We start from the raw sequence: 20,211 nt of genomic DNA, 5'->3' as shown, positions 1-20,211 counted from the left end.
CCTTCTTGCCCCGCTCAGGGTGTGGCCGGCGGCGGCGGCAGCGGCGCCGCGCGCGGCTTGCTGCGATTGGCGTTCTGCCGCTCGCGGCTGGCCCTGTGCTCTTCGGCCCGCTTCAGTTTGTCTTCGAAACGCTTGACGGCGGCAGGCGCCTCGGCCTGCCGCTGGGCGGCCTTGGCCTGCTCGTCGGAATGGGCCTGCTGCTTGGACCGAAACTGGCGTTCGCGCTCGGCAGCATCGGCGGCCGTGGCGGCGCGGCTGGCCGCATGGTCGGCCGCGCGCTGCTCGCGGTCCCTCTGGCCCTGGATCGACTCCTCCTGCTTCTCGCGGGTGTCCTGCGGGCGCTGGGTGCCGGCCTTCTGGTCAAGCTTTTGCAGCTCGGCCGCGCCGCTGCGCTGGCGCTGGATGTCGTTGATCGCTGTTTCCTGCCGCTTGATATTGTCGGTTTCCTTGCGACGCCGGCCCCGGCTCTCGCGCAGGCAGTCTTCCACCGCGAACTTCTTGTAGCAGGCGGCCCGCTCTTCGACAAAGCGCTTCTCGATGACCTCGCGCTCGCTGGAGAGCCGGCGCTTCTCGGCCTCGAGGTCGGCACTGCCCGTAGCGGCATTGGACTGTGCCCACAGCGGAAGGCTGGCCAACGTCATCAGCAGGGCAAGAGCGATTTTTTTCATGTGAGTCGGGTGTCGACGATGCGGCGTTCGAGGGCGAGAAACTCGCTCGATTGCATTTCGGTGAGCCGGGAGACCGTGCGCGGAAACTCGTGCGACAGCGGCCCTTCCGTGTACAACGCCTCGGGCGGAACCTCAGCCGACATGATGAGCTTGCAGCGCCGGTCGTACAAGACGTCGACCAGCCAGGTGAAACGGCGCGCTTCCGAGGCCATGCGCACCGGCATGTGCGGCACGTCGGACAACAGCACAGTGTGAAACTGGCTGGCGATCTCGAGGTAGTCATTCTGCGAGCGCGGACCGCCGCACAGCGTCTTGAAATCGAACCAGACCACGCCGCCGGCCTTGCGCAGTGCGCGGATCTCGCGCTGCTCGATGTGCAGGATCGGGTTTTCGTCAGCCGTCTCGGCCAGCTTGTCGAAGGCCTTGCGCATCTCCTTCTCGGCGGCACCGTCGTTCGGCGTGAGGTACATGCGCAGCTGTTCGAGCGTGCGGCGCCGGTAGTCGGTGCCGTTGTCGACGCTCAGCACTTCTAGCTTCTCGTTCAGGAGCGCAATGGCCGGCAGGATGCGGTCACGGTGCAAGCCACCGGGATACAGATCGTCGGGCTTGAAGTTCGAGGTGGTGACAAAGCCCACGCCGTTCTCGAACAGCGACACCAGCAGCCGATGAAGAATCATCGCGTCGGTGATGTCCGCCACATGGAACTCGTCGAAGCAGATCAGCTTGTAGCGCTTCGATATGCGCAGCCCCAGCTCGTCGAGCGGGTTCACCGTGCCCTGCAACTCGCGCAGCTCGCGGTGCACTTCCCGCATGAACTCGTGAAAGTGCAGGCGCGTCTTGCGCCGCAGCGGCACCGCATTGAAGAACAGGTCCATCAGGAAGCTCTTGCCCCGACCGACGCCACCGTACATGTAGACGCCGCGCGGGAGCTCCGGCCGGTTGATGAACTTCTTCAGCGCATTCGAGCGCTGGGCCTTGTAGGCGGCCCATTCGTTGGCGCAGCGATCCAGCGCCTCCACGGCGCGCAGCTGCGCGGGATCGCTCCTGAACCCGCGCGTAGCGAGTTCCGCCTCGTAGGCCTGTTTGACGCTGGTCAAAAGATCGGTGAGATCAGAAGTTCAGCGTGCGCTTGTCCACGGCGAGTGCCGCTTCCTTCGTGGCTTCCGACAGCGACGGGTGCGCATGGCAGATACGCGCGATGTCTTCCGCGCTGGCCTTGAACTCCATCGCCACCACGGCTTCGGAGATCAGTTCGCTCGCTTGCGGACCCACGATGTGCACGCCCAGGATCTCGTCGGTCGCTGCGTCGGCCAGGAACTTGACCATGCCGGTCGTGTCGCCCAGCGCGCGTGCGCGGCCGTTCGCGAGGAACGGGAATGTGCCGGCCTTGTATGCACGGCCCGCGGCCTTGAGCTGCTGCTCGGTCTGGCCGACCCATGCGATCTCGGGGCTGGTGTAGATCACCCACGGGACCGTGTTGAAGTTCACGTGGCCATGCTGGCCCGCGATGCGCTCCGCCACGGCAACGCCCTCTTCCTCGGCCTTGTGCGCCAACATCGGGCCGCGCACCACGTCGCCGATGGCCCAGACGTTGGGCAGGTTGGTCTTGCAGTCGTCATCGACGTTGATGGCGCCGCGCTCGTCGAGCTTCAGGCCCACGGCTTCGGCATTCAGGCCGATGGTGTTGGGCACGCGGCCGATCGACACGATCAGCTTGTCGACTTCCAGCGTCTGGGCTTCGCCCTTGGCGTTGGTCCAGGCAACGCTCACGCCCTTCTTCGACGACTTGATCTCGCCGACCTTCACGCCGAGCTCGATCTTGAGCTTCTGCTTGTCGAAGGCCTTCTTGGCTTCCTTGGCGATCTGCTCGTCCACAGCGCCCAGGAACGTCGGCAGTGCTTCGAGCACCGTGACTTCCGCGCCGAGGCGGCGCCACACCGAACCCATCTCGAGGCCGATGACACCCGAACCGATCAGGCCCAGCTTCTTCGGCACAGCGCCGATGCGCAGCGCGCCGTCGTTCGAGAGGATGTTCTCCTCGTCGAACGGCGTGCCCGGCAGCGCGCGGGCATTGGAGCCCGTGGCCACGATGATGTGCTTGCCGCTGATCGACTCTTCGGCGGCGCCCGCCACCTTGATCTCGTAGCCGGCTGCATCGGTCTTCACGAACGAGCCGCGGCCATGGAAGAAGCTGATCTTGTTCTTCTTGAACAGATACAGGATGCCGTCGTTGTTCTGCTTCACGACCTGGTCCTTGCGGGCCAGCATCTTGTCGATGTCGAGGCCCAGGCCTTCGACCTTGATGCCGTGGTCCACGAAGTGGTGGCCGGCCTGCTCGAAATGTTCCGACGATTGCAGCAGCGCCTTCGAGGGGATGCAGCCGACGTTGGTGCAGGTGCCGCCCGGTGCGGGGCCGCCCTTGCCGTTCTTCCACTCGTCGATGCAGGCCACGTTGAAGCCGAGCTGCGCGGCGCGGATCGCCGCGATGTAGCCGCCGGGGCCGCCGCCGATGACGACGACGTCGAATTGCTTGTTTGCCATCTGGTTCTTTCTCCCGGATCAGATGTCGAACAGCAGGCGCGACGGGTCTTCCAGCGCTTCCTTCATGGCGACCAGGCCCAGCACGGCTTCACGGCCGTCGATGATGCGGTGGTCGTAGCTCATGGCGAGGTAGTTCATCGGGCGAACGACGATCTGGCCGTTCTCGACCACGGCGCGGTCCTTGGTGGCGTGCACGCCGAGGATGGCCGACTGGGGCGGGTTGATGATCGGGGTCGAGAGCATCGAGCCGAAGGTGCCGCCATTCGAGATGGAGAACGTGCCGCCGGTCATGTCTTCGATGCCCAGCTTGCCGTCTTGTGCCTTCTTGCCGAACTCGGCGATCTTCTTCTCGATGTCGGCAAAGCTCATCTGGTCGGCATTGCGCAGGATCGGCACCACCAGGCCGCGCGGCGAACCGACGGCGATACCGATGTCGAAGTAGCCGTGGTACAGGATGTCGTTGCCGTCGACCGAGGCGTTGATCACCGGGTACTTCTTCAGTGCGTGCACCGCGGCCTTCACGAAGAAGCTCATGAAGCCGAGCTTCACGCCGTGTTCCTTGGTGAAGCTGTCCTGGAAGCGCTTGCGCAGCTCCATGACGGGCGCCATGTTCACTTCATTGAAGGTCGTCAGGATGGCGTTGGTCGATTGCGACTGCAGCAGGCGCTCGGCGATACGGGCGCGCAGGCGGCTCATCGGCACGCGCTGCTCGGGGCGCTCGCCCAGGTCGGGCGCGCTGGTGGGCGCGGCGACTTGCGGCAGTGCGGGCTTGGCGGCCGGTGCGGGAATGGTGGCCGCGGGCTTGGCGCCCGAAGCGACCGCGCCGAGCACGTCGCCCTTAGTGACACGGCCGTCCTTGCCGGTGCCGGCCACGTCGCTGGTCTTCAGGTTGTTGTCGGCCAGCAGCTTGGCGGCGGCGGGCATGGCCACGTCGGCCTTCGAACCGCCGGTGGCGGCGGCAGCAGCTGCCGGTGCAGGCGCGGCGGCAGCCGGAGCTGCGGCAGGCGCAGCCGCCGGTGCGGCGGCCGAAGCCTTGCCATCGGTGTCGATCTTGGCGATCAGCTGATCGGCCACCACGGTGGCGCCATCGGGCTGCACGATTTCGGCCAGCACGCCAGCCGAGGGCGCGGGCACTTCCAGCACGACCTTGTCGGTCTCGATCTCGATCAGGATTTCATCGACGGCGACGGCTTCGCCGGCCTTCTTCTTCCAGGTGAGCATGGTGGCTTCGGCCACGGATTCGGAAAGCTGGGGGACTTTGACTTCTACGATAGACATTTGGAGTGAGCTCCGATTTTTTCTTCAGGGTGTTCGTGTGAAAAAAGGCTTTTGATTACTTGGTCAGCACGAAGCCCTTGAGCTTGCCGAACGCGCCATCGACGAGCGCCTTCTGCTGTTCCTGGTGCAGGTGCGAGTAGCCCACCGCCGGCGATGCCGAGGCAGCACGGCCGGAGTAGCCGAGCTTCTGGCCGTCCTGCATGTTTTCGTGGATGTAGTGCTGCACGAAGAACCAGGCGCCCTGGTTCTGCGGCTCGTCCTGGCACCACACCACGTCGACGAGGTTCGGGTACTTCTTGATCTCGGCAGCGAAAGCCTTGTGCGGGAAGGGGTAGAGCTGCTCGACGCGGATGATCGCCACGTCCTCGGTGCCCTGCTCTTCGCGCTTCTTGGCCAGGTCGTAGTAGACCTTGCCAGAGCAGGCGATCAGGCGCTTGACCTTCTCGGCCTTCAGGCCCTTGCTGTCGGGAATGACGGTCTGGAAGCTGCCCTTGGTGAACTCGGACAGCGGCGAGGTCGCGTCCTTGTTGCGCAGCAGCGACTTGGGCGTCAGGATGATCAGCGGCTTGCGCAGGTTGCGCACCATCTGGCGGCGCAGCACGTGGAAGATCTGGCTGGCCGTGGTCGGCTGCACCACCTGCATGTTGGTGTCGGCGCTCAGCTGCATGAAGCGCTCCAGGCGAGCCGAGCTGTGCTCGGGGCCCTGGCCTTCGTAGCCGTGCGGCAGCATCATCGTGAGGCCATTGACGCGGCCCCACTTCACTTCGCCGGAAGCGATGAACTGGTCGATCACCACCTGCGCGCCGTTCACGAAGTCGCCGAACTGGGCTTCCCAGATCACGAGCGTGTTCGGGTCGTTCGAGGCGTAGCCGTATTCGAATGCGAGCACGGCCTCCTCCGACAGGATCGAGTCGATCACGACGAACGGCGCCTGGTTGTCGGCCACGTTCTGCAGCGGCGTATAGGTGCCGGTGTCGAACTTCTCGCGGTTCTGATCGTGCAGCACGGCGTGGCGGTGCGTGAACGTGCCGCGGCCCGAGTCTTCGCCCGACAGGCGGATCGGGTAGCCGCTGGCCACCAGCGATGCGAAGGCCATGTGCTCGCCCATGCCCCAGTCGACGTTCACGTCGCCGCGGCCCATGGCGGCGCGGTCATCCAGCACCTTCTTCACGAGCGGGTGCACAGTGAAGCCCTCGGGCACGAAGGTGATCTTCTCGGCCAGGCGCTTCCACTCGCTCGAGGGAATGGCGGTGTCGCCGGCGTCGGTCCACTTCTTGTTGAGGTACGGGCTCCAGTCGACGGCGTACTTGCTCTTGAAGTTGGTCAGCACGGGGTCGACGGTGTTCTTGCCTTCGTCGAAGGCGGCGCGCTGCGCCTTGACCATGTCGTCGCCGAGCGTGTCGCCCAGGCCTTGCGCGGCCAGCTTGTCGGCGTACAGCTTGCGCGTGCCGGGGTGGACTGCGATCTTCTTGTACATGAGCGGCTGGGTGAGCGAGGGGGTGTCCTGCTCGTTGTGGCCCAGCTTGCGGAAGCAGATGATGTCCACGACCACGTCCTTCTGGAATTCCATGCGGAAGTCCAGCGCGATCTGGGTGGCGAGCACCACGGCTTCGGGGTCGTCGCCGTTCACGTGCAGCACCGGCGCCTCGATCATCTTGACGATGTCCGAGCAGTACAGCGTCGAGCGGCTGTCGCGCGGGTCGCTGGTGGTGAAGCCGATCTGGTTGTTGATGACGATGTGCACCGTGCCGCCGGTGGAGTAGCCACGGGTCTCGGCCAGCGCCAGCGTTTCCATCACGACGCCCTGGCCTGCGAAGGCGGCGTCGCCGTGCACGATCACGGGCAGCACCTGCTTGCCCAGCGGGTCGCCGCGGCGGTCCATGCGGGCGCGCACCGAGCCTTCGACCACGGGGTTCACGATCTCGAGGTGCGAGGGATTGAACGCGAGGCTCAGGTGCACCGGGCCGCCGGGGGTGGTCACGTCCGAGCTGAAGCCCTGGTGGTACTTGACGTCGCCGCTGGGCAGGTCTTCGGGGGCGGTGTGGTCGAACTCGGCGAACAGGTCGGCCGGCATCTTGCCGAGCGAGTTGACCAGCACGTTCAGGCGGCCGCGGTGGGCCATGCCGATCACGATTTCCTGCACGCCCTTGGCGCCGGCCTGATTGATCAGTTCGTCCATCGCGACGATGAAGCTCTCGCCGCCTTCGAGCGAGAAGCGCTTCTGGCCGACGTACTTGGTATGCAGGAAGCGCTCGAGGCCTTCGGCGGCCGTGAGGCGGTTCAGCACGTGCTTCTTCTGCTCGGCGCTCAGCTTGGGGTTGGTGCGGGCGCTCTCGAGCCGCTGCTGCCACCAGCGCTTGTGGTTCTGGTCGGTGGTGTACATGTACTCGGCGCCCATCGTGCCGCAGTACGTTTCGCGCAAGGCGTTGAGCAGGTCGCGCAGCGACATGGTCTCCTTGCCGAAGAAGGTGTTGCTGGTGTTGAACACCGTCTCGAGGTCTGCGTCGGTGAAGCCGTAGAACGAGGGTTCGAGTTCCGGGATCGAGGGACGCTCGGCGCGCTTGAGCGGGTCGAGGTCGGCCCAGCGGGCGCCGACGTTGCGGTAGGCGGCGATCAGTTGCTGGACCGAGGTGCGCTTGCGGCCGAGCTCGGAATCAGCGCCGCTGGCCTGCACGACCTTGGTCGTGCCCTGCTTCGCACGTTCGGCGAAAGCATTGATGACCGGCAGGTGCGGAACGTCGCGGGTGTTGGTGCCATCGGCGGCGGGAACGTTCTGCAACGCGTCGAAATACGAACGCCAGTTGTCGGGCACGCTGCCGGGGTTGGCGAGGTAGTTCTCGTACATCTCTTCGACATAGGGCGCATTGCCACCGAAGAGGTAGGTGTTGCCTTGATAGGCTGTGTACGCCGTGGGCGTAGAAGAATCGCTCATGATCCGCTGACCTTCGCTTCCCTGAAGGAAGCACTAGCTGGTTAAGAAACCTTCCGCGACACGGCTGAACCGATTGGCGGATGCGACTGTGGCTGGGGAAGGGCCTGAGTACCTTGGCATTGTGCCACGTCAACCATATGACGGCCCAAAGGAGCTTCGCAACCCCTCCACTGCTCATTCAGGCGGAAGAGAGTAACTGTTTGATTTGCTGCAGCGTGGCGGGGTCGTCGATGGTGGTCAGGTCGCCCGGGTCGCGCTGCTCGCACACGGCCTGGATGGCACGGCGCAGCAGCTTGCCGCTGCGCGTCTTGGGCAGGCCGCTCACGAAACGCACGCGCGCTGGCCGCGCCAGCGCCCCGAGCTGGTCTGCCACCATCTTCATGATCTCGCCTTCGAGCTTGAGTGCCGCATCGGCGTCGCCCACGGCCTTGCCGTCCTTGGGAACGACGAAGGCCATCGCGACCTGGCCCTTGAGCGCGTCGGCCACGCCCACCACAGCGACCTCGGCCACGTTGGCGTGGCCCGAGATGCTCTCCTCGATCTCGCGCGTGCCGAGGCGGTGGCCTGCCACGTTGATCACGTCGTCGGTGCGACCGAGGATGTAGAAATAGCCGTCTTCGTCGCGAATGCCCCAGTCGAAGGTCGAGTAGACCATCTTGCCGGGCACGCTCTTCCAGTAGGTGTTGACGAAGCGCGCATCGTCCTTCCACACGGTCTGCATGAAGCCGGGCGGCGTCGGGCCTTCGACCACCACCACGCCCTTCTCGTTCGGGGCGGTCAGTTCTTCGCCGGTCGATTCATGCAGGATCTTGATGCGGTAGCCGTACATCGGCACGCCCGGGCTGCCGAACTTGCTGGGCTTGGCCTCCACGCCGTTGGCGATGGTGATCATCGGCCAGCCCGATTCGGTCTGCCAGTAGTTGTCGATGATCGGCACGCCCAGGCCTTCGCTGATCCAGCGTGCGGTGGGCTCGTCGAGCGGCTCGCCCGCCAAAAACAGCGCGCGCAGGCTCGACAGGTCGTACTTCTTCAACAGCGCCGGGTCCTGCTTCTTGAGCACGCGCACCGCGGTGGGGGCGCTGAACATCACCGTCACCTTGTACTTTTCGACGAGTCGCCACCAGATGCCGCCGTCGGGCTGCCGGTCGATGCCTTGCGTGGGCAGGCCCTCGTACATGATCGTCGCCATGCCCGCGATGAGCGGGCCGTAGACGATGTAGCTGTGGCCCACCACCCAGCCGATGTCGCTGGTCGAGAAGTAGGTTTCGCCGGGTCGGCCGTCGAAGATGTGCTTCATGCTGGCGGCCAGCGCGACCGCGTAGCCGCCCACGTCGCGCTGCACGCCCTTGGGCTTGCCGGTCGTGCCGCTGGTGTAGATGGTGTAGCTGATGTCGGTGGAGGCGAGCCATGTGCAGGGCACCTTGGCGTCGAAGTGCTTGCGCCTGAGTTCGGCGGCCAGGTGGTCACGGCCCGCAGTCAGGTCCATGGATGCGAGGCCGCGGTCCGTGAGCAGCACCGCCGAGGGCTTGTGTTTCGACAGGCGGATCGCCTCGTCGAGCAAGGGCTTGTACGCAATGACCTTGCCGCCACGCGAGCCCGCATCGGCGCTCACGATCACCTTGGGCTCGGCGTCCTCGATGCGCGTAGCCAGCGAGCCGCTGGCGAATCCGCCGAACACCACGCAATGGATGGCGCCGATGCGCGCGCAGGCCAGCATCGCGAAGGCGGCCTCGGGAATCATCGGCATGTAGATGAGCACGCGATCGCCCTTGCCCACGCCGAGTTCGATCAGGCTGGCGGCGGTGCGCTGCACCTCGGCATGCAACTCGTTGAAGCTGCAGCTCTTCTCGACGCCGGTTTCGGTGGAGACGAAGACCAGCGCGGGCTGATCGCCCCGCGCGGCCAGATGCCGGTCGACCGCGTTGTGGCACAGGTTGGTCGTGCCGCCGGCGAACCAGCGCGCAAAAGGCGGCTGGCTGGCATCCAGGATCTGTTGCGCGGGGTTTTGCCAGTCGATCAGCTTCGCCTGCTCGGCCCAGAAGGCCTCGGGCGCATCGACGGATTGGCGATAGAACTCTTCGTAGCGGCTCATCTGGGTATGTCTCCTGTCATTCATTCGGGTCTGGCGGCACCACCAAAACTGAATTCATAATTATGGAGACCGATCTTGCAGCAAGCTGACGGCCGGAACAATCCGGCCGAGCCCTGCCTCCCGCCGCAGATGCGGTTACCGGACGAGCGAAAGCAATTCAGGAAACGCGGGGTGTTCCGCCGTGCGCAGCCACTCGAAACCGACCATCTCGGTCGTCACGAGTTCGGCACCGGCACCCGCCAGCCGGTCGAAGGCCGCGTCGCGGTTGCGCTCGGTGCGCGAACTGCAGGCATCGGTCACGACCCAGACTTCGAACTCGTCTTCCAGCAGGTCGAGCGCGGTCTGCAGCAGGCAGACATGGGCTTCGCAGCCGGCGATCACGATGCTGTTGCGCTCCTCGGCCGCGGCGGCGGGCTTTTGCAGATGCTTTGGCAGGCTGCGCGCATTGCCCTGCGGCGCCTTGGCCGGCACGCGCAGCCATTCGCCGAGGCCTTCCTCCACGCCGCTGAAATGCATCTTCGACAGGGTGCGCTGGCACAGCGCGCGGACGTCGGGCAGGTTTTCGCCAAGGCTGGAGGGGTTGTGCTCGGTGCCGAACACCGGCACCTGGAACAGGTGCGCCATCTTGCCGAGGCGCACTGCGTTCTGCGCGACGGCCTCGCCCTCGAAGATCGCCGGCATCAGCCGCGCCTGGTAGTCGACCAGAACGAGTTGGGAGAGCGAGGCGTCGAGCAGCATGAGCGGTGTCTTTCAGGTATCGGTTGAGTTGGGCTGAACCGTACCACCGAAAGGACCGCATCGGGCTCTCTCGACGTGCGCCCGCCGGCACGGGCCGTCTGCCCGCATCGAGGCACGCCTAAACTGCGACGCATGAAGCTGTTCTCCAAACGGGCGTGCCTCGCGGCGCTGGGCCTCGGCGCCGCGCTGCTCGCCGTGGCCTGCGGCGGCGTGCGCAAGGCCGTGGTGCCGATGGCGACTTCGCTCGAAAAGAGCAGCTGCGCACGCGGCGAGGTCGACACGCTGCTGGTCATGCTTCCCGGCGCCTACTCGGCGCCCGACGAGTTCGCGCGCGAGGGCTTCGTCCATGCCGTTCAGGAGAATCGCGTCGCGGCAGACGTGATGCTGGTCGACGCACATCTGGGCTACTACAACGACAAGACCATCCTCGATCGCCTGAGCGCCGACGTGGTCGCGCCGGCGCGCAGCCAGGGCTACCGCCACATCTGGTTCGTCGGCATTTCCCTCGGCGGTTTCGGCGGAATGCTCTATGCGCAGACACACCCCGGCGAACTCGCCGGGGTGGTGACGCTCGCGCCCTATCTCGGCGAGCGCGCGCTCGGCACGGACATCGCCAACGCGGGCGGCCTCGCCAGGTGGAACGGGCCGCTGGTCGACCCGGCCGCGAGCCCTCCGCGAACGCCCAACGAGACGCAGCTCTGGCAATGGCTGCGCGGTTACGCGGGCTTCACGAACACGGCAGGCGCGCGGCCGCCGCTCTATCTGGGCTACGGCGTGGACGACCGCTTTGCCTTCAGCAACCGGCTACTGGCGAACGTACTGCCGCCCGAGCGCGTTTTCACGACAGAAGGCGGCCACGACTGGCCTGAGTGGAACCGCCTCTGGCGCCGGATGCTGCCGACCTTGCCGCTGCCGGGCTGCCCTGGCTGAAAATTCGCGCCGAACTCAGTTCGGCCGCAGGCGCAGCAGCTTGCCGTCGGCTTCGTCGGTGAGCACGTAGAGCAATCCATCCGGCCCCTGCTTCACGTCGCGTATGCGGGCGCGGCCCTCGGCCAGCAGCTTGTGCTCGGCGACCACCTTTGCGCCTTTCAGCTCGATGCGGTCGAGATAGCCGAACTTGAGCGAGCCCACGAACAGGTTGCCCTTCCAGCCCGCGCCGTAGCGGTCGCTGGTCAGGAACGCCATGCCGGACGGCGCGATCGACGGCACCCAGTAGTGCAGCGGCTGCTCCATACCCTCCTTGGCCGTGATGCCGTCGCCGATCTTTCCGCCGCCGTAGTTCTCGCCGTAGGTGATGACGGGCCAGCCGTAGTTGCGGCCGGCCTGCGAGATGTTGATTTCGTCGCCGCCCTGCGGCCCGTGCTCGGTCATCCAGAGGCGGCCGTCGGGCGCAAGCGTGGCGCCCTGTCCGTTGCGATGGCCGTAGCTCCAGATCTCGGGCAGCACGCCCGCCTTGCCGACGAAGGGGTTGTCCTTGGGCACCGTGCCGTCCTTGCCGATGCGCACGATCTTGCCCAGGTGGTTGTCGAGCTTCTGCGCGTCTTCCTTGCGGCTGAAGCGGTCGCCCAGCGTGAGGAACAGCGCGCCATCGCGCGCCTCTACGATGCGGCAGCCGAAGTGGTTGCGGCTCGCGACCTTGGGCTGCTGGCTGAAGATGATCTTCAGCCCCTCGAGCTTGGTGCCGTCGGCCGACAGATTGGCGCGGGCCAGCGCGGTGCTGTTGGCCGAACCGCCGGCATCGGGTTCGGAGAAGCAGAAGTACAGCGTGCGGTTTTTCTCGAAGTCGGAATCGGCCAGCACATCGAGCAAGCCGCCCTGCCCGCCCGCCGCGATGAGAGGCAAGCCCGCGATGGGCGCCGAGATCTTCCCGTCGGCACCGACCAGCCGGAGGCGGCCGGGCCGCTCCGTCACCACGAAACGGCCACCCGGGAGGAAGGCGACGCCCCACGGGTTTTCAAGACCGGTAACCAACGTTTCAGGCCTCATCTGCGCCGCGGCGGTGGCGCAGAAACCGATTACCGTGACAAATGTCCAGGGACGAAGAGAAGCCAAAAGTGATAGACGCGGCAAATTCATGGCTTTTCCGTGAAGTTGACGCGATCTTGAATGGAAATAGCGACTGAATCCAGCAAAAGCGTTGATCAGCCCGCGGTCCGAAGGACCTTTCGAGGTCAACCGCTTATGGGCCATAAACGTTCGCCGTTACATTTTTTCTTGGCCCGGATTAAAATTTCCCATGTAAATCAATGGCTTACAAACGGATTCGCTAATTCTGTTTAAATTGACATAACCGCGCGTCATCAATATCCTACGCGCCATGCGTTTTTTCGTCCTTCCCGCGTCCCTTCTATTTGCTGTCGCCGTTCATGCGGCCCCCCAACAAGACAAGACCGATGACGAGTTGGCACGAATGCTCGCCGACAAGGGCATCATCGGACAGCTCAAGCAGGTTCGCCAGACCGTCACCGAACGCACTTCGGATCTCGTGGTGACCGCCATCGGCTTCCTCGGCGTTCCATACCGCCGCGGCGGCAACACCGCCGAATCGGGCTTCGATTGCAGCGGCTTCGTTCGCGCCATGTACAACCAGACCGTGGGCCACATGCTCCCGCGCCGCGCCGAAGAGCAAGCCGCCGCCACCGAGAAGATCGATCGCAGCCAGCTCAAGCCCGGCGATCTCGTGTTCTTCAACACCATGCGCCGCGCCTTCAGCCATGTCGGCATCTACGTCGGCGAAGGCAAGTTCATCCACTCGCCCCGCTCCGGCGCCCAGGTTCGCGTGGAAGACATGAACGGAAGCTACTGGCAACACCGCTTCGACGGCGCCCGCCGCGTGCTCGGCGGACCGACGGAAGAAGTCAAGGCTGCGGCTCTCGCCAACACCGGCAACTGAGCCCTCCGCAAACCAGGACGAAAAAAATCCCGCCTCGGCGGGATTTTTTCATGGGCGCTCGGTCGCGCCCTGGGTCATGCGGCCTTCTTCGCCGGCGGCAGGTCCGTGCAGGTGCCATGCGCCACTTCCGCCGCCATGCCGATGCTTTCGCCCAGCGTCGGGTGCGGGTGGATGGTCTTGCCGATGTCGATCTCGTCCGCGCCCATCTCGATCGCCAGAGCGATCTCGCCGATCATGTCACCGGCATGCGTGCCGACGATGCCTCCGCCGAGGATGCGGTGCGTTTCGGCATCGAACAGCAGCTTGGTGAAGCCCTCGTCGCGGCCGTTGGCAATGGCGCGGCCCGAGGCCGTCCACGGGAAGTGCCCCTTCTTGACCTTGATGCCCTCGGCCTTCGCCTGGTCCTCGGTGAGGCCGACCCACGCCACTTCGGGGTCGGTGTAGGCGACGCTGGGGATCACGCGGGCATTGAAGGCGGCGCTGGACAACTCCTTGTCCCCCTTCTGCTCGCCGGCGATGACTTCAGCTGCCACGTGCGCCTCGTGCACCGCCTTGTGCGCCAGCATGGGCTGGCCCACGATGTCGCCGATGGCGAAGATGTGGGGCACGTTGGTGCGCATCTGGATGTCGACCGGAATGAAGCCCCGGTCGCTCACCGTGACGCCTGCCTTCTCGGCGCCGATCTTCTTGCCGTTCGGGCTGCGGCCCACGGCCTGCAGCACGAGGTCGTAGACCTGCGGTTCCTTCGGCGCGTTCTCGCCCTCGAAGGTGATCTTGATGCCCTCCTTCGTGGCTTCGGCGCCGACCGTCTTGGTCTTGAGCATGATGTTGTCGAAGCGCGGGGTGTTCATCTTCTGCCAGACCTTCACGAGGTCGCGGTCGGCGCCCTGCATCAGGCCGTCGAGCATCTCGACCACGTCCAGGCGCGCGCCGAGCGTGGAATACACCGTGCCCATTTCGAGGCCGATGATGCCGCCGCCCAGGATCAGCATGCGCTTGGGGTCGGTGCCCATCTCGAGCGCGCCGGTCGAGTCGACCACGCGCGGGTCCTTCGGCATGAACGGCAGGCTCACCGACTGCGAACCGGCCGCGATGATCGCGTTGCGGAACTTGACCGTCTGCTTCTTGCCGGTGGTGCCCCAGCTCGTGCCGGAGGTTTCTTCCACCTCGAGGTGGTACGGATCGATGAAGTTGCCGACGCCGCGCAGCACCGTCACCTTGCGCATCTTGGCCATGGCCGTGAGGCCGCCGGTGAGCTTGCCCACCACCTTGTTCTTGTGGCCGAGCAGCTTGGCGCGGTCGACCGTGGGCGCGGCGAAGCTCACGCCGAGGTCGGCGAAATGCTTGACCTCGTCCATCACGGAAGCCACGTGCAGCAGCGCCTTCGACGGGATGCAGCCGACGTTCAGGCACACGCCGCCGAGGGTGGCGTAGCGCTCGATCAGCACGACCTTCAGGCCCAGGTCAGCGGCACGGAAGGCGGCCGAGTAACCGCCGGGGCCGGCGCCGAGCACGATCACGTCGCATTCGACATCGACCTTGCCGCCATAGCTCGACACCGCCACGGCCGCCGATGCAGGGGCCGGTGCGGGCGCTGCCTTGGATGCGGGGGGCGCCGGTGCGGCCGCTGCAGGCGCTGCCGCCGCGGCACCGTCCACCTCCAGCGTCAGCACCACCGAGCCTTCCTTGACCTTGTCGCCCACCTTCACGGCCAGCGACTTCACCACGCCGGCAGCGGACGACGGAATCTCCATCGAGGCCTTGTCCGATTCGACCGTGATCAGCGACTGCTCGGCCTTGACCGTGTCTCCTACATTGACCAGCACCTCGATCACTGCCACTTCGTCGAAGTCGCCGATGTCGGGCACCTTGATTTGTTGTTCGCTCATTTGGACACTTTCAGTTTGAGTGTGAGAACGTCGACCGGTGGGGCCGAATTGCGATCGAATTCGCAGGCGGCGGCGATGCCTGCCTCCGCCACGTCGCGCGAGTTGCGCGACTTGATGTCATAGGCCGCGTGCATGGCGCCGAGCGCAAAGCTGCGTCCCGAGCCGATGGCCCAGAACTCCTTGAACTCGAACACCTCGCGGTAGCTGTAGATGCCGTAGATGCCGCTCTGGTTGGCCAGCAGCATCGTGAACTGGCTCGACTCGTAGGGCTCGTGCTCGTCTTCCTTGGTCTGCATGAAGAACGAGTCCTTCAGCACCGGATGCAGCATCGTGAAGGTGCGGAAGATCTCGTGCTTGCTGCCGAACAGCAACTGCTCGCGCGGCTGCGCGGCCAGCGCGTGCTGCAGCACCAGGAAGTGCGCGGCGGCACCAGCCACCGCGAACAGGCTCTGCCCCGCCGCATCCTCGACGGTGAAGATCTTCTGGTTCGCCTCGGCGCGGTGCGAAAGCCGCGTGTCGCCGAAGGTCACCAGAGAATCGGCTGCCATCGTGACCTGGCCGCCTTTGCGGACGGCCACTACGGTGGTCATAGCGCCTCCCGCCGGGCCGCCCCAAGGGAGGCGCCCCCCTCTGGGGGGAGCACCGCAGGTGCTCGGGGGGTCATAGAAGAATACGGCGATAGTCCGCGAGCACCTGGCCCAGGTAGGCGTTGAAACGCGCAGCCAGGGCGCCGTCGATCACGCGGTGGTCGTACGACAGCGACATCGGCAGCGTCAGGCGCGGCACGAACTGCTTGCCGTCCCACACCGGCTTCATCTGGCCCTTCGAGAGGCCGAGGATGGCCACTTCGGGAGCGTTGATGATCGGCGTGAAGTGCGTGCCGCCGATGCCGCCCAGCGAGCTGATCGAGAAGCAGCCGCCCTGCATGTCGGCCGAGCCGAGCTTGCCGTCGCGCGCCTTCTTGGCGAGCTCGCCCATCTCGGCGCTGATCTGCAGGATGCCCTTCTTGTCGGCATCCTTGAGCACCGGCACCACGAGGCCGTTCGGCGTGTCCGCCGCGAAGCCGATGTTGTAGTACTGCTTGTAGACGAGCTGGTCGCCGTCCAGGCTGGTGTTGAACTCGGGGAACTTCTTCAGCGCCGCGACCACCGCCTTGATGACGAAGGCCAGCATCGTGACCTTCACGCCCGATTTCTCGTTCTCCTTGTTGGTGGAGACGCGGAAGGCCTCGAGCTCGGTGATGTCGGCTTCGTCGTTGTTGGTGACGTGCGGGATCATCACCCAGTTGCGGTGCAGGTTCGCGCCGCTGAGCTTCTTGATGCGCGACAGGTCCTTGCGCTCGACCGTGCCGAACTTCGTGAAGTCGACCTTGGGCCATGGAATCAGGCCCAGCGCGGCGCCGTCGCCACCACCGGCCGGCGCCTTGGCCGCCGAGGCCTTGGTGCTGGCCTGGCCGCTCATCACGGCCTTGGTGAAGTTCTGGATGTCTTCCTGCGTGATGCGGCCCTTGGGACCGGAGCCCTTGACCTCTTCGAGCGGCACGCCGAGTTCGCGCGCGAACTTGCGCACCGAGGGCGAGGCGTGCGGAAGGCTGGCGCTGGGGGCGACCGTCGGCTGATGAGCCGGAGCAGCGGCGGCAGCAGGCGCCGATGCAGCAGTCGGTGCTGGTGCACTGGCGGTTGCGGTTGCCGGTGCGGCAGCCGCTGCCTGGGTCGGCGCCGGAGCAGCGGCCCCTGCAGCGCCTTCGAGCACCGCGATCAGGTCACCGATGTTGACCGTGTCGCCCACCTTGACCTTGAGTTCCTTGAGCACGCCCGCAGCCGACGACGGAATTTCCATCGAGGCCTTGTCCGACTCCACCGTGATGAGCGACTGCTCGGCCTTGATCACGTCGCCCACCTTCACGAGTACTTCGATGACGGCGACGTCCTTGAAGTCGCCGATGTCGGGCACCTTGACCTCCACCGGGCCCGAGGCCACTGGGGGTGCCGCGAGAGCAGCCGGCGCGGGGGCCGCTGCGGCCGGCGCAGGAGCCGGCGCTGCTGCCGGAGCAGCCGCGGGCGCCGGTGCTGCTGCAGCACCCGCTCCCTCGGCCTCGAGCACGAGCACCACCGAGCCTTCCTTGACCTTGCTGCCGACCTCGACCTTCAGCTCCTTGACCACGCCGGCGGTCGACGACGGAATTTCCATCGATGCCTTGTCCGACTCCACCGTGATGAGCGACTGCTCGGCCTTGACCGTGTCGCCCACCTTCACGAGCACCTCGATCACCGCGACTTCATCGAAATCGCCGATGTCCGGCACCTTGACTTCCACTGCTGCCATATCGTTTGTCTCCCGCCCTGAGGCGCCGTTTCGTTCGTTGATTGTTGAGGGTCAGGCGTAGAGCGGGTTGACCTTGTCGACATTGATGCCGTACTTCTTGATCGCTTCCACCACCTTGGCCACCGGCACGGTGCCATCTTCGCTCAGCGCCTTGAGCGCAGCCACCACGATGTAGTGGCGGTTGATCTCGAAGTGCTCGCGCAGCTTGTTTCGGAAGTCGCTGCGGCCGAAGCCGTCGGTGCCCAGCACCTTGTAGTTGCGGCCCTTCGGGATGAAGGGGCGGATCTGTTCGGCGTAGGCCTTCATGTAGTCGGTCGAGGCGACCACCGGGCCGGTGGTGGGCGCAAGCTGCTCGGCCACGAAGGGCACGCGCGGCGTCTGGTCCGGGTGCAGCAGGTTCCAGCGGTCGGCGTCCTGGCCGTCACGCGTGAGCTCATTGAAGCTCGGGCAGCTCCACACGGAAGCCGACACGCCCCAGTCCTTTTCGAGCAGCTCTTGCGCGGCAAAGCTTTCGCGCAGGATGGTGCCGCTGCCCAGCAGTTGCACGGTCGGTGCCTTGGCCTTGAGCGCAGGGCCCTGCTTCGACAGGTACATGCCCTTGATGATCTGCTCTTCGGTACCGGGCTGGAGGCCGGGCATCGCGTAGTTCTCGTTGAGCAGCGTCAGGTAGTAGTAGACGTTGTCCTGCTTCTCGACCATGCGCTTCAGGCCATGGTGCAGGATCACGCCGACTTCGTGCGCGAAGGTCGGGTCGTAGCTCACGCAGTTCGGGATGGTGTTGGCCAGGATGTGGCTGTGGCCGTCTTCGTGCTGCAGGCCTTCGCCGTTCAGCGTGGTGCGTCCCGAGGTGCCGCCCAGCAGGAAGCCGCGGGCCTGCATGTCGCCGGCCGCCCAGGCGAGATCGCCGATGCGCTGGAAGCCGAACATCGAGTAGTACACGTAGAACGGCACCATGATGCGGTTGTTCGTGCTGTACGACGTGGCCGCCGCGATCCAGCTCGACATGCCGCCGGCTTCGTTGATGCCTTCCTGCAGGATCTGGCCGGCCTTGTCTTCCTTGTAGTACATGACCTGGTCTTTATCGACCGGGGTGTACTGCTGACCGTGCGGGTTGTAGATGCCGATCTGGCGGAACAAGCCTTCCATGCCGAAGGTGCGGGCCTCGTCCACCAGGATGGGCACGACGCGCGGGCCCAGCGCCTTGTCGCGCAGCAGCTGCGTGAGGAAGCGCACGTAGGCCTGCGTGGTCGAGATCTCGCGGCCTTCGGCCGTGGGCTCGATCACCGACTTGAAGGTGTCGAGCGAGGGCACCGTGAAGCTCTCGTCGGCCTTGGCGCGGCGATGCGGCAGGTAGCCGCCGAGCGCCTTGCGGCGCTCGTGCAAGTAGCGCATTTCCGGCGTGTCGTCGGCCGGCTTGTAGAACGGCAGCTCGGCGATCTGGCTGTCGGGAATCGGAATGTTGAAGCGGTCGCGGAAGGCCTTGATGTCCTCGTCGCCGAGCTTCTTGGTCTGGTGGACCGTGTTCTTGCCTTCGCCGATCTTGCCCATGCCGAAGCCCTTGACGGTCTTGACGAGCAGCACCGTGGGCTGGCCCTTGTGGTTCTGGGCGGCGTGGAAGGCGGCGTACACCTTCTGCGAGTCGTGGCCGCCGCGCTGCAGGCTCCAGACCTCGTCGTCGGTCATGTGCTCGACCATCTTCAGCGTGCGCGGGTCGCGGCCGAAGAAGTTCTTGCGCACGTAGGCACCGTCGTTGGCCTTCATGGCCTGGTAGTCGCCGTCGTTGCACTCCATCATGATCTTGCGCAGCGCGCCGTCATGGTCCTTTTCGAGCAGGGCGTCCCAGCCCTTGCCCCAGATCAGCTTGACGACGTTCCAGTTGGCACCGCGGAATTCGCCTTCCAGTTCCTGGATGATCTTGCCGTTGCCGCGCACCGGACCGTCCAGGCGCTGCAGGTTGCAGTTGATGACGAAGATCAGGTTGTCGAGGTTCTCGCGCGCCGCCAGGCCGATGGCGCCCAGCGATTCCACCTCGTCCATCTCACCGTCGCCACAGAACACCCAGACCTTGCGGTTCTCGGTGTTGGCGATGCCGCGTGCATGCAGGTACTTGAGGAAGCGCGCCTGGTAGATCGCCATCAGCGGCCCCAGGCCCATCGAGACGGTCGGGAACTGCCAGAACTCCGGCATCAGCTTGGGGTGCGGGTAGCTCGACAGGCCCTTGCCGTCCACTTCCTGGCGGAAGTTGAGCAGCTGCTCTTCGGAGAGGCGGCCTTCGAGGTAGGCGCGGGCATAAATGCCGGGCGAAACGTGGCCCTGGATGTAGAGCAGGTCGCCGCCGTGGTTCTCGCTCTCGGCGTGCCAGAAGTGGTTGAAGCCGGCGCCGAACATGCTGGCCAGCGAGGCGAAGGAGCCGATGTGGCCGCCGAGGTCGCCGCCTTCGGGCGGGTGGATGCGGTTGGCCTTGACCACCATCGCCATGGCATTCCAGCGCATGTAGGCACGCAGGCGTTGTTCGATCTCGAGGTTGCCGGGGCTGCGGGCCTCCTGCGAGGGCTCGATGGTGTTGACGTAGCCCGTGTTGGCCGAGAACGGCATGTCGACCGTGTTCTGGCGGGCATGTTCGAGCAGTTGCTCGAGAAGGAAGTGGGCCCGCTCCGGACCCTCGCTCTGGATGACGGAGGACAGTGCATCCATCCATTCACGGGTCTCCTGGGCGTCCGCATCGTTTGCGGCCGAGCCGAACAGGTTCTCGGGATTTGCCGACATGCTTGTCTCTCCTTTTAGGGCTGTGGCTGTAATTTAAGTGCGCTGTGCAGCGAACGCGGCGGAGTTTCGCATAGAAACATCGAGATTTC

General features: G+C 65.4%; 14 protein-coding genes. 2 read left to right on the top strand and 12 right to left on the bottom strand.

Annotated features, from left to right (window positions below; all coding sequences use genetic code 11):
- Positions 1-14 precede the first annotated feature (14 nt).
- The 7 genes from PMI12_RS01345 to PMI12_RS01315 form a co-directional block, all read right to left on the bottom strand.
- Positions 15-668 (bottom strand): hypothetical protein, encoded by a 654-nt coding sequence (locus PMI12_RS01345; RefSeq protein WP_007828245.1) that lies wholly within the window; start codon positions 666-668, stop codon positions 15-17.
- Positions 665-1,765, bottom strand: coding sequence for a cell division protein ZapE (gene zapE, locus PMI12_RS01340; protein WP_007828243.1), 1,101 nt, complete (start codon positions 1,763-1,765; stop codon positions 665-667). Before zapE ends, PMI12_RS01345 begins: the two co-directional genes overlap by 4 nt.
- A gap of 13 nt (positions 1,766-1,778) precedes the next feature.
- Positions 1,779-3,209 (bottom strand): dihydrolipoyl dehydrogenase, encoded by a 1,431-nt coding sequence (gene lpdA, locus PMI12_RS01335; RefSeq protein WP_007828241.1) that lies wholly within the window; start codon positions 3,207-3,209, stop codon positions 1,779-1,781.
- A gap of 18 nt (positions 3,210-3,227) precedes the next feature.
- Positions 3,228-4,487, bottom strand: a complete 1,260-nt coding sequence (odhB, locus tag PMI12_RS01330; protein ID WP_007828240.1) for a 2-oxoglutarate dehydrogenase complex dihydrolipoyllysine-residue succinyltransferase — start codon at positions 4,485-4,487, stop codon at positions 3,228-3,230.
- Between the two features lie 55 nt (positions 4,488-4,542).
- Complete coding sequence (locus PMI12_RS01325) at positions 4,543-7,419, bottom strand: 2-oxoglutarate dehydrogenase E1 component (RefSeq protein ID WP_007828239.1); 2,877 nt, start codon at positions 7,417-7,419, stop codon at positions 4,543-4,545.
- 178 nt (positions 7,420-7,597) lie between these two features.
- Entirely contained in the window at positions 7,598-9,535 is a 1,938-nt protein-coding gene (locus PMI12_RS01320; RefSeq protein ID WP_081502603.1) for a propionate--CoA ligase, read from the bottom strand.
- A 111-nt stretch (positions 9,536-9,646) separates the two neighbouring features.
- Positions 9,647-10,249 (bottom strand): isochorismatase family protein, encoded by a 603-nt coding sequence (locus PMI12_RS01315; protein ID WP_007828237.1) that lies wholly within the window; start codon positions 10,247-10,249, stop codon positions 9,647-9,649.
- Positions 10,250-10,381: 132 nt separating this feature from the next.
- On the opposite strand from PMI12_RS01315, the gene PMI12_RS01310 reads away from it, so the two are divergent.
- Positions 10,382-11,179 carry an alpha/beta fold hydrolase gene (locus PMI12_RS01310; protein WP_007828236.1) on the top strand — a complete coding sequence of 266 codons (798 nt, stop codon included), beginning with the start codon at positions 10,382-10,384 and terminating at the stop codon, positions 11,177-11,179.
- Between the two features lie 15 nt (positions 11,180-11,194).
- Here the strand turns inward: PMI12_RS01310 and PMI12_RS01305 are convergent, their stop codons facing one another.
- Positions 11,195-12,325, bottom strand: coding sequence for a PQQ-dependent sugar dehydrogenase (locus PMI12_RS01305; protein ID WP_007828235.1), 1,131 nt, complete (start codon positions 12,323-12,325; stop codon positions 11,195-11,197).
- Positions 12,326-12,566: 241 nt separating this feature from the next.
- Between PMI12_RS01305 and PMI12_RS01300 the strand changes: the two genes are divergently transcribed.
- Positions 12,567-13,142: a C40 family peptidase gene (locus tag PMI12_RS01300; protein WP_042672602.1), complete on the top strand. Its 576-nt coding sequence runs from the start codon at positions 12,567-12,569 to the stop codon at positions 13,140-13,142.
- 74 nt (positions 13,143-13,216) lie between these two features.
- Here PMI12_RS01300 and lpdA (PMI12_RS01295) read toward each other — a convergent pair whose 3' ends face one another.
- The 4 genes from lpdA (PMI12_RS01295) to aceE all read right to left on the bottom strand — a co-directional run bounded on the left by lpdA (PMI12_RS01295) (position 13,217) and on the right by aceE (position 20,122).
- Positions 13,217-15,031, bottom strand: coding sequence for a dihydrolipoyl dehydrogenase (gene lpdA / locus PMI12_RS01295; RefSeq protein ID WP_007828227.1), 1,815 nt, complete (start codon positions 15,029-15,031; stop codon positions 13,217-13,219).
- Entirely contained in the window at positions 15,028-15,621 is a 594-nt protein-coding gene (locus tag PMI12_RS01290) for an MFS transporter (protein ID WP_007828222.1), read from the bottom strand. Before PMI12_RS01290 ends, lpdA (PMI12_RS01295) begins: the two co-directional genes overlap by 4 nt.
- 70 nt (positions 15,622-15,691) lie before the next feature.
- Positions 15,692-17,356 (bottom strand): dihydrolipoyllysine-residue acetyltransferase, encoded by a 1,665-nt coding sequence (gene aceF / locus PMI12_RS01285; protein WP_007828220.1) that lies wholly within the window; start codon positions 17,354-17,356, stop codon positions 15,692-15,694.
- Between the two features lie 51 nt (positions 17,357-17,407).
- Positions 17,408-20,122, bottom strand: coding sequence for a pyruvate dehydrogenase (acetyl-transferring), homodimeric type (gene aceE, locus PMI12_RS01280; RefSeq protein WP_007828218.1), 2,715 nt, complete (start codon positions 20,120-20,122; stop codon positions 17,408-17,410).
- Between the last annotated feature and the right edge of the window lie 89 nt (positions 20,123-20,211).

It is taken from the genome of Variovorax sp. CF313, from assembly GCF_000282635.1.
GTDB lineage: Bacteria > Pseudomonadota > Gammaproteobacteria > Burkholderiales > Burkholderiaceae_C > Variovorax.
The sequence above is the reverse complement of the archived record's forward strand: the minus strand, read 5'-3'. Positions and strand labels throughout refer to the sequence as shown.

Bases quoted from the DNA above. Each gene is read 5' to 3' on its own strand.
- PMI12_RS01325 (WP_007828239.1), bottom strand. From the start codon at position 7,419: ATGAGCGATTCTTCTACGCCCACGGCGTACACAGCCTATCAAGGCAAC.
- lpdA (WP_007828241.1), bottom strand. From the start codon at position 3,209: ATGGCAAACAAGCAATTCGACGTCGTCGTCATCGGCGGCGGCCCCGGC.
- odhB (WP_007828240.1), bottom strand. From the start codon at position 4,487: ATGTCTATCGTAGAAGTCAAAGTCCCCCAGCTTTCCGAATCCGTGGCC.
- PMI12_RS01320 (WP_081502603.1), bottom strand. From the start codon at position 9,535: ATGAATGACAGGAGACATACCCAGATGAGCCGCTACGAAGAGTTCTAT.
- lpdA (WP_007828227.1), bottom strand. From the start codon at position 15,031: ATGAGCGAACAACAAATCAAGGTGCCCGACATCGGCGACTTCGACGAA.
- PMI12_RS01290 (WP_007828222.1), bottom strand. From the start codon at position 15,621: ATGACCACCGTAGTGGCCGTCCGCAAAGGCGGCCAGGTCACGATGGCA.
- PMI12_RS01300 (WP_042672602.1), top strand. From the start codon at position 12,567: ATGCGTTTTTTCGTCCTTCCCGCGTCCCTTCTATTTGCTGTCGCCGTT.
- aceF (WP_007828220.1), bottom strand. From the start codon at position 17,356: ATGGCAGCAGTGGAAGTCAAGGTGCCGGACATCGGCGATTTCGATGAA.
- PMI12_RS01305 (WP_007828235.1), bottom strand. From the start codon at position 12,325: ATGAATTTGCCGCGTCTATCACTTTTGGCTTCTCTTCGTCCCTGGACA.
- aceE (WP_007828218.1), bottom strand. From the start codon at position 20,122: ATGTCGGCAAATCCCGAGAACCTGTTCGGCTCGGCCGCAAACGATGCG.
- PMI12_RS01310 (WP_007828236.1), top strand. From the start codon at position 10,382: ATGAAGCTGTTCTCCAAACGGGCGTGCCTCGCGGCGCTGGGCCTCGGC.
- PMI12_RS01315 (WP_007828237.1), bottom strand. From the start codon at position 10,249: ATGCTGCTCGACGCCTCGCTCTCCCAACTCGTTCTGGTCGACTACCAG.
- PMI12_RS01345 (WP_007828245.1), bottom strand. From the start codon at position 668: ATGAAAAAAATCGCTCTTGCCCTGCTGATGACGTTGGCCAGCCTTCCG.